The sequence below is a fragment of the Burkholderia sp. AW33-5 genome (assembly GCF_053427615.1).
Window position 1 is genome coordinate 18746 of record NZ_JBSAXA010000027.1, and the last position, 12821, is coordinate 31566.

At 65.8% G+C, this 12821-nt stretch carries 9 protein-coding genes and 3 tRNA genes; 6 read left to right on the forward strand and 6 right to left on the reverse strand.

Annotation, left to right across the window (positions count from 1 at the left end):
- Positions 1 to 58: 58 nt before the first annotated feature.
- The 5 genes from ACV22V_RS28350 to rnr form a co-directional block, all read right to left on the reverse strand.
- Positions 59 to 775, reverse strand: coding sequence for a FadR/GntR family transcriptional regulator (locus tag ACV22V_RS28350; protein WP_059532924.1), 717 nt, complete (start codon positions 773 to 775; stop codon positions 59 to 61).
- Positions 776 to 1058: 283 nt separating this feature from the next.
- Positions 1059 to 1751: a ribose-5-phosphate isomerase RpiA gene (rpiA, locus tag ACV22V_RS28355; protein ID WP_448016161.1), complete on the reverse strand. Its 693-nt coding sequence runs from the start codon at positions 1749 to 1751 to the stop codon at positions 1059 to 1061.
- A gap of 107 nt (positions 1752 to 1858) precedes the next feature.
- Positions 1859 to 2731: an N-acetylmuramoyl-L-alanine amidase gene (locus tag ACV22V_RS28360; RefSeq protein ID WP_448016162.1), complete on the reverse strand. Its 873-nt coding sequence runs from the start codon at positions 2729 to 2731 to the stop codon at positions 1859 to 1861.
- A gap of 103 nt (positions 2732 to 2834) precedes the next feature.
- Positions 2835 to 3578 (reverse strand): 23S rRNA (guanosine(2251)-2'-O)-methyltransferase RlmB, encoded by a 744-nt coding sequence (gene rlmB / locus ACV22V_RS28365; RefSeq protein ID WP_059467602.1) that lies wholly within the window; start codon positions 3576 to 3578, stop codon positions 2835 to 2837.
- 151 nt (positions 3579 to 3729) lie between these two features.
- On the reverse strand, positions 3730 to 6192 hold the full coding sequence (gene rnr / locus ACV22V_RS28370; protein ID WP_059532933.1) for a ribonuclease R: 2463 nt from the start codon (positions 6190 to 6192) through the stop codon (positions 3730 to 3732).
- Between the two features lie 249 nt (positions 6193 to 6441).
- Here rnr and ACV22V_RS28375 point away from each other — a divergent pair.
- Both ACV22V_RS28375 and ACV22V_RS28380 read left to right on the forward strand, forming a co-directional pair.
- Positions 6442 to 6528, forward strand: a tRNA-Leu gene (locus ACV22V_RS28375).
- 558 nt (positions 6529 to 7086) lie between these two features.
- A tRNA-Leu gene (locus ACV22V_RS28380) sits at positions 7087 to 7173 on the forward strand.
- Positions 7174 to 7463: 290 nt separating this feature from the next.
- On the opposite strand, the gene ACV22V_RS28385 is transcribed toward ACV22V_RS28380, so the two are convergent.
- Positions 7464 to 8027: a flavodoxin family protein gene (locus ACV22V_RS28385; RefSeq protein ID WP_059532936.1), complete on the reverse strand. Its 564-nt coding sequence runs from the start codon at positions 8025 to 8027 to the stop codon at positions 7464 to 7466.
- A 434-nt stretch (positions 8028 to 8461) separates the two neighbouring features.
- Here ACV22V_RS28385 and ACV22V_RS28390 point away from each other — a divergent pair.
- From ACV22V_RS28390 to ACV22V_RS28405, 4 genes are all read left to right on the forward strand, one after another.
- Positions 8462 to 8548, forward strand: a tRNA-Leu gene (locus ACV22V_RS28390).
- Between the two features lie 326 nt (positions 8549 to 8874).
- The gene (locus ACV22V_RS28395) at positions 8875 to 10122 is read left to right on the forward strand and encodes an ROK family protein (RefSeq protein ID WP_059691837.1); all 1248 of its coding nucleotides are present in this window, start codon (positions 8875 to 8877) and stop codon (positions 10120 to 10122) included.
- Complete coding sequence (locus ACV22V_RS28400) at positions 10109 to 11662, forward strand: sugar ABC transporter ATP-binding protein (protein ID WP_448016163.1); 1554 nt, start codon at positions 10109 to 10111, stop codon at positions 11660 to 11662. The genes ACV22V_RS28395 and ACV22V_RS28400 overlap by 14 nt, the downstream gene beginning before the upstream one ends.
- 40 nt (positions 11663 to 11702) lie before the next feature.
- Positions 11703 to 12740 (forward strand): ABC transporter permease subunit, encoded by a 1038-nt coding sequence (locus ACV22V_RS28405; protein WP_448016164.1) that lies wholly within the window; start codon positions 11703 to 11705, stop codon positions 12738 to 12740.
- The last annotated feature ends 81 nt before the right edge of the window (positions 12741 to 12821 follow it).

Below are 12821 nucleotides of genomic sequence, written 5' to 3' on the forward strand. Positions count from 1 at the left end.
CCGGCCGGCCGTCATGATAAACGGCTCGCCGGCGCACGGATAAGCGACACTTGCCGATTCAGGCGCGCACGGGCACGTCCACGGAGAAATCGCGCGAAATCTCGTCGGCGCTGAAATCGATCAGCGCGAGCGATGCCGCTTCGGCTTCGCGCGGATCGCGGCGTTCGATCGCGTCGACGACGCGTGCATGCGCCTTCACCGCGACGTCGTGCGCACCGTCCTTCTGCGCGACGCGCGGATTCACGAGACGCACCGCACCGCGCACGATGGCCGCCATCTGCTGGAAGAACTGGTTGCCGCTCGCCTGAACGATCCGCGTGTGCAGCAGCTCGTCCGCCGTGTCGTATCCGGGGTCGCCCGGTTGCAACACCTTGAACGCTTCGAATGCCTCGCGAATGCCCGCGATGTCGACCGCCGTCGCACGAACGGCCGCCTGCGCGGTCGCGCGCGGTTCGATCAGCATCCGGAATTCGATGACGTCGCGCATGAACTGCGGATCCGGCTTCGCACGAAACCGCCAGCTCACCACGTCTTCATCGATCATGCGCCAGTCGCGCATCGGTCGAACGCGCGTACCGACTTTCGGACGCACGTCGAGCATGTCGCGCGCAAGCAACATCGACAATGCTTCGCGCATCACCGTCCGGCTCACGTCGAACTCTTTCGACAGCACGTCCTGCGGCGGCAAAATGCCGCCGTACTTGTCCTCGACGATACCCGTGACAAGCCCATCCATCACTTTGGCGACCAGTGACCGGTCTTTGCCCTGCTCCATGACACCTCCCCGTGCGTCGATTTGCGAACACCTGCTCCGCAGTTCCGCCGGCCCTGGTTACGACTGTTCTTATGATCTATAAGTTGATGAGTTCGGGGATATTTCGCTATCTGGTAAACACCTGACAGGGTTATCCCTCTTTTTGACGTGGTGATTTATACGGCTTCAAAAAAAGCCCGGGAAGCGCGCTGCGCTTGCCGGGCCGGGCTTTCCGTCGAGTTTGAAGATGCAATCCATTACGGCATCCTGACGCCATTACGGACTGCTTCTCATTCAGTTTCGATTAATCGGGATAAACGATCGTCTCAACGCCGTTTGCCGTGCCGAGCAGACACAGATTCGCGCCGCGCTCGGCGAACAGGCCGACCGTCACGACGCCCGGCCATGCGTTGACCTGCGCTTCGAAACCGCGCGGATCGACGATCTGCAGCCCCTTCACGTCGATGATTTCGTTGCCGTTGTCGGTGATGTACGGCGTGCCGTCCTTCGTCACGCGCAGCACCGGCACGCCGCCCAGCGCGGTCACGCGCCGGCCGATCGCCGTGCGCGCCATCGGCACGACTTCGATCGGCAGCGGGAATGCGCCGAGCACCGGCACGCGCTTGCTGCCATCCGCGATGCAGACGAACGTATCGGCCACGGACGCGACGATCTTCTCGCGCGTCAGCGCACCGCCGCCACCCTTGATCATCGCGCCGCTTGCGTCGATCTCGTCGGCACCGTCGACGTACACCTGCAGCGATTCGACTTCGTTCAGGTCGAACACCTTGATGCCGTGGGATTTGAGGCGTTCGGTCGTCGCGATGGAGCTCGACACGGCGCCGCGGTAGCGCGATTTGACGGCCGCGAGCGCGTCGATGAAGCAGTTGGCCGTCGAGCCGGTGCCGACGCCGATCACGGCGCCTTCCGGCACGTTCTGGATCACATAATCGGCGGCTGCCTGGCCGACGAGGCGTTTGAGTTCGTCTTGAGTCATGGGGTGGGAATACAGCGGGATTGCGGAAAACCGGCAGTTTACCGGACTCGGATGACGACCCGGGCTTTTTCGGCGCGTATTGCGGCGCCTCGCGCGCCGATCGATCGTCAGGGCGCGCCGGTTGCGGCTCCGTCCTCGGCCGGCGGCGTGCCGGGAAAATACTTGTCGAGCAGCGCTTGCGCGATCGCATCGGTCCCGGCGTCCGGGTTGCCCGCATAGTCGGATGGTCGGAAATGCATCTGAAACGCCGCGAAAACGCGTTGCGTGCGCGCGTCGAGCACGCCGTCGGTCGGCACGTCATAGCCGTAGCGTGCAAGCTTCAGCTGCAATTCCCGCACGTCGACGAGCGCGTGCGGATCGCGGCCGCCCAGTCGCGCAGCCACGGTCGCATCGTCCGGCCACGCGCCGACGCCGGCTTGCGCGAGCGCATGCCACGGGAACAGCGGCCCCGGATCGATCTTGCGTTGTGGCGCGATGTCGCTGTGCCCGACCACGCGCGTTGGCGGAATTCCGTAGCGCGCGACGATGTCCTTCGACAGGCGGATCAGCGCATCGACCTGTTCGGGCGGATACGGCTGCCACGTGCGGTTTTGCGGATCGAGCGGGCCGCGATTCACGTTCTCGATGCCGATCGACGCCGCGTTGAGCTCGGTCGTGCCCTGCCATTCGCTGATACCCGCATGCCATGCGCGTTTCGATTCGGGAACGAGCTGGTAGACGACCGGCATCCCGTGTTCGACGCGTGGTTGCGGCGGCACGACGTAGTGCGCGCTGACCGAGTCGCCCGTCAGCGTGCGCAGCGATTTCGCTTCGTCGCTTTCGGTGTAATGCATCACGAGAAAGCGGATCCGCGAATCGGCGCCGTGCGCTTGCAGGCTCGTATCGGCGTAGTAGGTGCCGCGCCCGACCAGCGACGGCGATGTGCAGGCGGCCAGCAGGCCGAGGATGGCGCACGATGCGCCGAGGCGAAACAGGGTCATGGTCCGCGAGTTCCGGGAGCCGCGTGCCGCGCGCAGTCGCGGCACGCGTCGTTCGGGTCGTGACGGCCCGCGCATCGCGCGAGCCCGCGTGCGTCAGCCCGGGTCAGCCCTTCACGCGCCGCTGCCGCACCGCTTCGTACAGGCACACGCCGCTCGCGACCGACACGTTCAGGCTTTCGACGCTGCCGGCCATCGGGATGCTCATCACTTCGTCGCAGGTGTCGCGCGTGAGCCGGCGCATGCCTTCGCCCTCCGCACCCATGACGATGGCGACGGGGCCGTCGAGCTTCGTGTCGTACAGCGTGCCCGGCGCCTCGTCCGACGTGCCGATGATCCACACGCCTGCCTCCTTCAGCTCGCGCAGCGCGCGGGCGAGGTTCGTCACCGTGATGTACGGCACCGTGTCGGCCGCGCCGCTCGCGACCTTCGCCGCGGTCGCGTTCAGGCCGACCGCGCGGTCACGCGGCGCGATCACCGCATGCGCGCCGGCCGAATCGGCGACGCGCAGGCACGCGCCGAGGTTGTGCGGATCGGTGACGCCGTCGAGCACCAGCAGCAGCGCCGGGCCCTGGATGCCGTCGAGCAGCTCGGACAGGTTCTGCGCGAGCGGAACGTCCTCGACGCGCGCGACGACGCCCTGGTGGCGCTCGGTATGCGCGAGGCCCCACAGGCGGGTTTCGTCGGCTGCGATCAGCCGCACGCCCGCTTCCTTCGCGGCGTGCAGGAAGTCCTGCATGCGGCGGTCGCGGCGCGTCTGGTCGTACAGCACCTCCGCAACCGTCGACGCATCGTGCCGCAAACGTGCGGTCACCGCGTGAAAACCGTAAAGAACCTTCAGACGTGACATGACTGGAACAACCTTCGATCAAACGTGCGGCCGCGCGATGGGCGCAGCCGCGATTCATGGAAAAGGAAAGCGCCGCGTTGCCGGCCGGTGACCGGTAGAACGCGGCGTCTCTCGATACTGCAAGGGCGTGCGCATGCACCGCCCCGAACGCTCAATACTTCTTGCGGGCGTGAACCTTCTTCGCGGCGGTCTTCGCCGCCACGCCGCCCTTCTTCTTCGCGGCACGCGCCGCACGCGCCTCCTTCACCGCGACGGTCGGCGCGCTCGCCGCCTTCTTGCGGCGCGGCGCGGCTTCCTCCACCGGCGGCAACGAGCGCACGCGCGGGCCACCGCGATCGTTACCGTTACCGGCCACAGCCGGCGCCGGTACCGTACGCGGCGCCTTCACCGGCGTGTCGCGCACGAGGCGGAAATCGATCTTGCGCGCGTCGAGATCGACGCGGCTCACCTGCACGCGCACACGATCGGACAAGCGATAGCGGATGCCCGTGCGCTCGCCGCGCAGCTCGTTCTTGATCTCGTCGTACTGGAAGTAATCCGAGCCGAGTTCCGTGACGTGCACGAGCCCTTCGATGAACAGCGTATCGAGCTGCACGAAGATGCCGAACGACGTGACGCCGTTCACCATCCCGCCGTACTCCTCGCCGAGCTTGTCGCGCATGAAGTAGCACTTGAGCCAGGCCTCGACGTCGCGCGACGCTTCGTCGGCACGGCGCTCGTTCGCCGAGCAGTGCAGGCCGAGTTCTTCCCAGATCGCGGTGTTCGATCGCGAACGGCCGCGCGCTTCGTCGTCGGCCTGCTGCATCGCGCGGGCGCGCGGCGACAGCGCGGTGTTCAGCTCGAAGCCTTCCGGTGCCTTCGGCACGTACTTCTTGCCCGACAGGATCGAGTAGATCGCGCGGTGCGTGAGCAGGTCGGGATAGCGGCGGATCGGGCTCGTGAAGTGCGCATACGCCTCATACGCGAGACCGAAGTGACCGATGTTGTCCGGACTGTAGACGGCCTGCTGCATCGAGCGCAGCAGCATCGGCTGCAGCATCTGCGCGTCGGGCCGGTCGCGGATCTGCGCCATCAGCGCGGCGTAGTCGCTCGCATGCGGCTTGTCGCCGCCGCCGAGCGACAGGCCCATGCCGCGCAGGAACGCGCGCAGGTTTTCGAGCTTCTCCGGCGTCGGGCCCGCATGCACGCGGTACAGGCCCGGGTGCTTGTTGCGCTTCAGGAAGTCGGCCGCGCAGACGTTCGCGGCCAGCATGCATTCCTCGATCAGCTTGTGCGCATCGTTGCGCTGACGCGGCACGATCTGTTCGATCTTGCCCTGCGAGTTGCAGACGATGTACGTCTCGGTCGTGTCGAAGTCGATCGCGCCGCGCTTCTGGCGGGCGGCGAACAGCGCCTTGTAGACGCCGTACAGATCCTGCAGGTGCGGCAGCAGGTCCGCGCGGCGCGCGGCCTCCGGCCCCTTCGTGTTCGACAGCACGGCGGCGACTTCGGTGTACGTCAGGCGCGCAGCCGAATGGATCACGGCCGGGTAGAACTGGTACGCCTTGATCTCGCCGCGCGCCGTAATCACCATGTCGCACGCGAGCACGCAGCGGTCGACCTGCGGATTCAGCGAGCACAGCCCGTTCGACAGCTTCTCCGGCAGCATCGGGATCACGCGGCGCGGGAAATAGACCGACGTGCTGCGTTCCAGTGCGTCGGCATCGAGGCCGTTGCCCGGCTGCACGTAGTGCGACACGTCGGCGATCGCGACGATCAGGCGGTAGCCGTCGCCGCGACCGACCTTGGTCGGCTCGCAGTAGACGGCATCGTCGAAGTCGCGCGCGTCCTCGCCGTCGATCGTCACGAGCGGCACGTCGCGCAGATCGACGCGGAACCGCAGGTCGGCCGGCCGCACCTTGTCGGGCAGCGCGGCGGCTTCATCGAGCGCCGGCTGGCTGAATTCATGCGGCACGCCGTACTTGCGCACCGCGATCTCGATTTCCATGCCCGGATCGTCGATGTCGCCGAGCACTTCGACGACGCGGCCGAGCGGTTGCGAATGGCGGCTCGGGAAATCGGTCAATTCGACGACGACGACCTGCCCAACCTTTGCCTTCTTCACGTTCTGCGTGATCAGGATGTCGTGGCCGATGCGCTTGTCTTCGGGTGCGACGATCAGCGCGCCGTTCTCGTTGAGCAGACGGCCGATCACGCGCTTGTTCGCGCGCTCGGTGACTTCGACGACATGGCCTTCCGGGCGGCCGCGGCGATCGTAGCCGACGATCCGCGCGAGCACGCGGTCGTTGTGCATGACCTTCTGCATTTCGCCGTTCGGCAGGAACAGGTCGTCCTGGCCGTCGTCGCGGATCACGAACCCGTAGCCGTCGCGATGCCCCTGCACGCGGCCGGCGACGAAATTCGACGGATGGGTAAGCTGATAGTGGCCGCGCTTGTCGAGGCGGATCTGGCCGTCGCGTTCCATCGCGGCGACACGCCGGAAGAACCCTTCGCGCTCCTGGCGCTTGATCGACAACGCTTCGGCGATGTCGTTGGCTGCCAGCGGCGCGTCGCTCGTACGCAGCACGCCGAGAATTTCTTCACGGCTCGGAATGGGGTACGGATATTTGCTCAAGGGTTTGTCGATGATTGTTCTCGTTGCGTTGACTGATGGTGCACGGCATCAACATAGAAGTGTCCGTCAGACAGTTCTATAGTGACGGCGGCGGATCATTCTATCACCCGCCTGTGCCGCCAAATGACGCGAATGCCGCGCGCGGGCGCCGCAGCGGCCGGTTTGCGGTGCATCGCAAAAAAGTGTTGACACGATTAATTGGGGCGCTATAATTTCGCTTCTTTGCAGCAAGCAGCTACTGCAAAACGTGCCCAGGTGGCGGAATTGGTAGACGCACTAGGTTCAGGTCCTAGCGGTGGCAACATCGTGGAGGTTCGAGTCCTCTCCTGGGCACCATCTGTTTTTGAAAAGGTCGGCTTTATGCCGGCCTTTTTTCATTTCAAGCCTCGCATTACGCGCGCTGGCCGCGCCATATGCCCGTCACGCCGATCGATAGCAGAATTGATCGGTGAAAGATTGCCCTCCCCGTTGGTACGTTAGCCGCTTTGCTTTCGACGAATCCGGCGAGGAACACGATCCATGACGTCGATGCATCCGCCGCACGTTCGCATGTGCGATGCCGGCCGCCGGCATCCCGGCGCACGCCGAGAACTCGCCATCCACGACGCGCATCGGTCGACACGAATCCCGCCGTGAGGCTTCCGTAGTCCCTCAGAACGTCGGTGAGCAGCAGAAGAACGCCGATACGTTTCGCGCAGCTGGTTTGCTGCAGACCTGCGTCGACACAGCTGATGCGCTGCGCAGGAATTTCGCGGCAACGCGTGCGAATCCGATCCGCGCGTGACGCCCTGAATATGCGACGCGCGAAATTTTTATGGCCGTCGCACAAATTGTATTGACAGACTTTCAAGACACGCTAGAATAGCGGTCTTCGCATCGCAGCAAGCGAAACGTGCCCAGGTGGCGGAATTGGTAGACGCACTAGGTTCAGGTCCTAGCGGTGGCAACACCGTGGAGGTTCGAGTCCTCTCCTGGGCACCACTTATTTAAGAAAGGCCGGCTTTTAGCCGGCCTTTTTCTTTTTCAGGCGCAAAGCGCTGCGCTTGCAAGCGCAGCTCGGGGCACGCGCCCGCGTTACCAAGCCCCCTCCGCTTTCCAGAAACGGGCGGCCTATCCCGGCCTTCTGTCATCTCCGACTCAAGCAACGACGCGGAATCGGGCGCGCGAATTTCGAGATGCCCGGCGAACTCGATGGATACGCGACGCACACCTCGCCCCTTCACCGATTCAGCAGCCGAACGCCCCATCAAGACCCGCCCCGGCTGTCGATGTCAGGCGCCGTTCCAGCGTTTCGCGGCAATCGCGACACGCTCGCCCAGCACTTCCGCCGTCTTGCGATCGCTCTCGAGAATCGCATCGCCGCCCTCGTCCGCATTTGCCTGCGCCATCGCACCGAGGAACGACCCGAGCCGATTCAGATCGTTGACCGAACCCGCACTGCTGTTGTTGCCGGGCATCAGGCCGAGGCTGACCCACAGCATCTGATGCTGGGCAGCGAAGACCGCCAGTTGTTGCAGTGTCGACAGCTTGTCGCCGCTTTGCGAAGCCGACACCGTGAAACCGGCTGCCAGCTTGTCACGCCACTTGCCCCAATGCTTCGACGATGCGTCCATGAAGCCCTTGAACTGAGCGGACGCACTGCCCATGTAGGTCGGCGAGCCAAAGATGATCGCCTTCGCATCGCGCTCCAGGTACTCCCAGTGTTCGTCGATCGCGTCGACGGGGATCAACTTGACCGACGCGCCGTCGACTTTCTCGACGCCGCGAGCAACTGCGTCCGCAATAACGGCTGCGTGGCCGTAGCCGCTGTGAAAAACCACTGCAATTTCAGACATGACGAACTCCTTGACGCGGACCGTTCCGCAATAAACGTTACCGTCACAGTAACATAAAAAGTCGCGATACAAGCGACTTCACCCACAGGTGCCGCACGCGCCATTGCGTGTCGGCGTTGCGCGAAGCACACGGCCCGCCGGGCCAGCGGGCAATTGTTGCGATCGCATCCTGAAGCCGCGGGGGCAGCCCGCACGACAGGATGTCGTCGAGAATAATTTCTCCGGCGACAAACGTGAATGCGCATTCAGGAAATTCGCTCGATCCTTTCCGGCAGTAATTCCTCGCGCCGGCATCGACGGGTCAATGTGTTCAGACGCGACGAACCAGGCGCGCCCTTTTTCTCACCGATCCAAACGATCGCGCAAAAATCTGTTGACACGCCCTTCAGTCGCGCTATAATTGCGGTCTTTCGCGATGCAGCAAAGCGAAACGTGCCCAGGTGGCGGAATTGGTAGACGCACTAGGTTCAGGTCCTAGCGGTGGCAACATCGTGGAGGTTCGAGTCCTCTCCTGGGCACCATCTGTTTTTGAAAAGGTCGGCTTTATGCCGGCCTTTTTTCATTTCCGGCTCCAGAATCCCTGCGGGCGCGCTTTCGCCGCGGCCGCAGCGCAACTCCCCCAGCCCGCCAACACGCACCGAGTGCCGAATCCACGCCCGCCCTCGTGCGTGGGGACAATCACTTCGCCATACGTGATTCGCCTCACCCTTGCCCACCAGCATCCATCCCCACCCAGAGGCAAAACCGGGATTTCCCTAGGCTGACACGCCGCCGCTCACGCGGTTAAATAAATCAACGTGATTTATTTAATGCGTCGCAACCGACGCGCCCCATGGAAGGAGACGCCATGAGAAGCCCGCACATCGGCCAGGGAAGCAACTCGGCCAACGTGCGCCGTTACAACGAGCGCCTGCTGTTGAAGACGCTGCGCCGTGCGGGTAGCGCATCGAAGGCCGACCTCGCCCGTCTCGCGAACATGACGGGCACGGCGGTCGGCAGCATCATCGCGTCGCTCGCCGATGCGAAGCTGATCGCGTTCGCCGGCCGCACCGAAGGCCAGCGCGGCCAGCCGGCATCGCTGATCCGCCTCGATCCGCGCGGCGCGTTCGGCATCGGCGTCCATCTCGACCGGATGCGCATCGAGACGGCGCTCGTCAATTTCGCGGGCGACGTGCTCGGCCGCCGCTCCCACGACATGCTGCTCCCCCCGCCCGCCGACGTGCTCGACATCGTGCGACGCGACATCGATGCGATGCAGGATCTGCTTCCCGCGCATGAGCGCGCGCGCCTGGCGGGCGTCGGCGTCGCGCAGCCGTACAACCTCGGCGCATGGATGCGCGAGCTCGGCCTCGCGCCCGACACGTTCCGCGCATGGGAAGACGTCGACTTCGCGAGCGACCTCGGGCGCACGCTGTCGCTGCCCGTGTTCGGCGAAAACGACGGCAACGCGGCAGCGATCGCCGAACTGTTCTACGGGTACGGCCGGCAGTGCGACGACTTCGTCTACCTGTTCATCGGTCCGGCGATCGGCGGCGGCATCGCGATCGACGGCGACTGCCTGCGCGGCGTGACCGGCAATGCCGGCGACATCGCCGTGATTCCCGTCCCGCCGAGCCGGCTGGCCTCCGCGCCGCCGCCGCGCGGCCCGTGGGACATCCTGCTCGCCCGCGCATCGCTGCATGCGCTGGTGCGCCACCTGCGCCATCACGGCGAGACGGTCGAGAACCGCGCCGATCTCGAAGCCTGCATCGCGCGCGGCCTGCCGGCGGTCGACGAATGGATCGACGACTGCGTCGACGCACTCGCCCCGGCATTGCGCGCGGTGCTGTGCGTCGTCGATGCGCCGGTGGTCGTGCTCGATGCCGATACCGACGCCGGCCTGCTCGATGCGCTGACGACCCGCCTGCGCGCGGCGCTCGTCGCCACCGCGCCGGAAGCGCGCGGCACGCCGACGCTCGTGCGCGGCACGTTCGGCGCCGACGCCGGCGCGATCGGCGCCGCGACGCTGCCGATGTTCTTCAACTTCTCCCCGCGGGCCGGCATCCTCAAGGGCGCCCGCACCGAATCGCAGGAGGTCAACCATGTCGCGTTCTGAGTCGCCCCGGCCGCTGCTCGAGATGCGCCGGATCAGCAAGACGTTCCCGGCCGTGCGCGCGCTCGACAACGTCAGCCTGACCGTCTATCCGGGCGAGATCCACTCGCTGATGGGCGAGAACGGCGCGGGCAAATCGACGCTGATGAAGATCCTGTCGGGTGCGTACCGCTCCGACGCCGGCGGCGAAATCCTGATCGACGGCGAGCGCATCGACGTCGACGGCCCGCTTGCCGCGCGCGATGCGGGCGTCGCGGTGATCTATCAGGAGCTGTGCCTCGCGCCGAACCTGACGGTGGCGGAAAACATCTACGTCGGCCGCGAACTGCGGCGCGGCAACCGCCGCTGGGGCACCATCGACCGCGCGGCGATGGCGCGCGGCTGCCAGGACGTGCTCACGCGTCTCGGCGCCCCGTTCGGGCCCGACACGCTCGTCGGCACGCTGTCGATCGCCGAGCAGCAACTCGTCGAAATCGCGCGCGCCGTGCACACCCGCGCACGCATCCTCGTGATGGACGAACCGACGACACCGCTGTCGTCGCGCGAGACCGAGCACCTGTTCGGCCTGATTCGCCAGCTGCGCGAGGAAGGTCTCGCGATCATCTACATCAGCCACCGGATGGCCGAGATCTATGAATTGTCCGACCGCGTGTCGGTGCTGCGCGACGGATCGTACGTCGGCACGCTCGAGCGCGAATCGCTGTCGGCCGAGCGGCTCGTCGCGATGATGGTGGGCCGCGACATCTCCGGCTTCTACAAGAAGGAACATGCGCCGTACGACCCCGGCCACCTGCTGCTGTCGGTACGCGACATCGCCGACGGCGACCGCGTGCGCGGCTGCAGCCTCGACCTGCATGCGGGCGAGGTGCTCGGCATCGCCGGGCTCGTCGGCGCGGGCCGCACCGAGCTTGCGCGGCTGATCTTCGGCGCGGAACCGCGCACGCGCGGCGACGTGAAGCTGGGCGATCGGACGTTCGGCGCCCATTCGCCGCGCGACGCGATCGACGCGGGCCTCGTCTACCTGACGGAAGACCGCAAGCGCCAGGGCCTGTTCCTGGACATGAGCGTGCGCGACAACATCAACATCTCCGTGTGCAACCGCGACGCACGACTCGGCGCGCTCGATCTCGCACGCGGCGCCGAACGCGCGCGCGACGCGATCGCCTCGCTGTCGATCCGCGTGCCGAACGCGAACGTGAACGTCGGCGCGCTGTCGGGCGGCAACCAGCAGAAAGTGCTGCTGTCGCGCCTGCTCGAGACGAAGCCGCGCGTGCTGATCCTCGACGAACCGACGCGCGGCGTCGACATCGGCGCGAAATCCGAGATCTACCGGATCATCAACGAACTGGCCCGTGCGGGCGTCGGCGTGATCGTGATCTCGAGCGAGCTGCCGGAAATCATCGGTGTCGCCGATCGCGTGCTCGTGATGCGCGAAGGCGAGATCGCCGGCCAACTCGGCGGCCACATGCACACGCCCATCACGCAGGAAGCGATCATCGCGCTCGCCACCGGCTCGCAGGCCGAACTCGCCGACGCGCACTGACCACGGCCCCTTCATCTCCCTATTACGTCCAGGTACCGACATGATCAACCCGACCAAGCAGCGGAACCTCGCTTCCGCGACGGCCCATCCGGTGGCCAACCGTACGCCGCTGATGCGCGGCGCCGATCATCGCGCGCGCATGCAATCGCTGATGCGCACCGCCGGCATGCTGCCGGCGCTGCTGGTTCTGTGCATCGGCTTCGGATTCCTGACCGACGGCTTCTTCACGCTGCAGAACCTGTCGATCGTCACGCAGCAGGCCTCGATCAACATCGTGCTCGCCGCCGGCATGACCTTCGTGATCCTGACGGGCGGCATCGACCTGTCGGTCGGTTCGGTGCTCGCCGCATCGGCCGTCGCCGCGCTGCTCGCGTCGACCATCCCCGGCTGGGGCTGGCTCGGCGTGCCGATCGCGCTCGCGGTCGGCCTCGTGTTCGGCGCGATCAACGGCGGCCTGATCTCGTTCCTGCGCCTGCCGCCGTTCATCGTCACGCTCGGCGCGATGACGGCCGTGCGCGGGGTCGCCCGCCTGATCGGCAACGACACGACCGTCTTCAACCCGCAACTGCCGTTCGCGTTCATCGGCAACGGCACGATCCTCGGCGTGCCCTGGCTCGTCGTGATCGCGTGCGCGGTGATCGCGCTGTCCTGGTTCATCCTGCGCCGCACGGTGCTCGGGATGCGGATCTATTCGGTCGGCGGCAACCCCGAAGCCGCGCGCCTGTCGGGCATCAACGTGCGGGCGATCCAGCTGTTCGTGTATGCCGCGTCGGGTCTGCTCGCGGGTCTCGGCGCGGTGATGTCGGCCGCGCGGCTCTATGCGGCCAACGGCCTGCAGCTCGGCCAGTCGTACGAACTCGATGCGATCGCCGCGGTGATCCTCGGCGGCACGAGCTTCGTCGGCGGCGTCGGCTCGATCGTCGGCACGCTGATCGGTGCGCTAATCATCGCGGTTCTGACCAACGGTCTCGTGCTGCTCGGCGTGTCCGACATCTGGCAATACATCATCAAGGGGCTCGTGATCATCGGCGCCGTCGCGCTCGACCGCTATCGCCAGCGCGACTCGGCCCGTACCTGACACGCACTCCTCACCATTCAACCATCAGGGCGCAGGCAGGTCCTCCTGCGCCCGTCCGCCAACGGACCTTCCGGAGACACA

Bases quoted from the DNA above. Each gene is read 5' to 3' on its own strand.
- ACV22V_RS28350 (WP_059532924.1), bottom strand. From the start codon at position 775: ATGGAGCAGGGCAAAGACCGGTCACTGGTCGCCAAAGTGATGGATGGG.
- rpiA (WP_448016161.1), bottom strand. From the start codon at position 1,751: ATGACTCAAGACGAACTCAAACGCCTCGTCGGCCAGGCAGCCGCCGAT.
- ACV22V_RS28360 (WP_448016162.1), bottom strand. From the start codon at position 2,731: ATGACCCTGTTTCGCCTCGGCGCATCGTGCGCCATCCTCGGCCTGCTG.
- rlmB (WP_059467602.1), bottom strand. From the start codon at position 3,578: ATGTCACGTCTGAAGGTTCTTTACGGTTTTCACGCGGTGACCGCACGT.
- ACV22V_RS28385 (WP_059532936.1), bottom strand. From the start codon at position 8,027: ATGTCTGAAATTGCAGTGGTTTTTCACAGCGGCTACGGCCACGCAGCC.
- ACV22V_RS28395 (WP_059691837.1), top strand. From the start codon at position 8,875: ATGAGAAGCCCGCACATCGGCCAGGGAAGCAACTCGGCCAACGTGCGC.
- ACV22V_RS28400 (WP_448016163.1), top strand. From the start codon at position 10,109: ATGTCGCGTTCTGAGTCGCCCCGGCCGCTGCTCGAGATGCGCCGGATC.
- ACV22V_RS28405 (WP_448016164.1), top strand. From the start codon at position 11,703: ATGATCAACCCGACCAAGCAGCGGAACCTCGCTTCCGCGACGGCCCAT.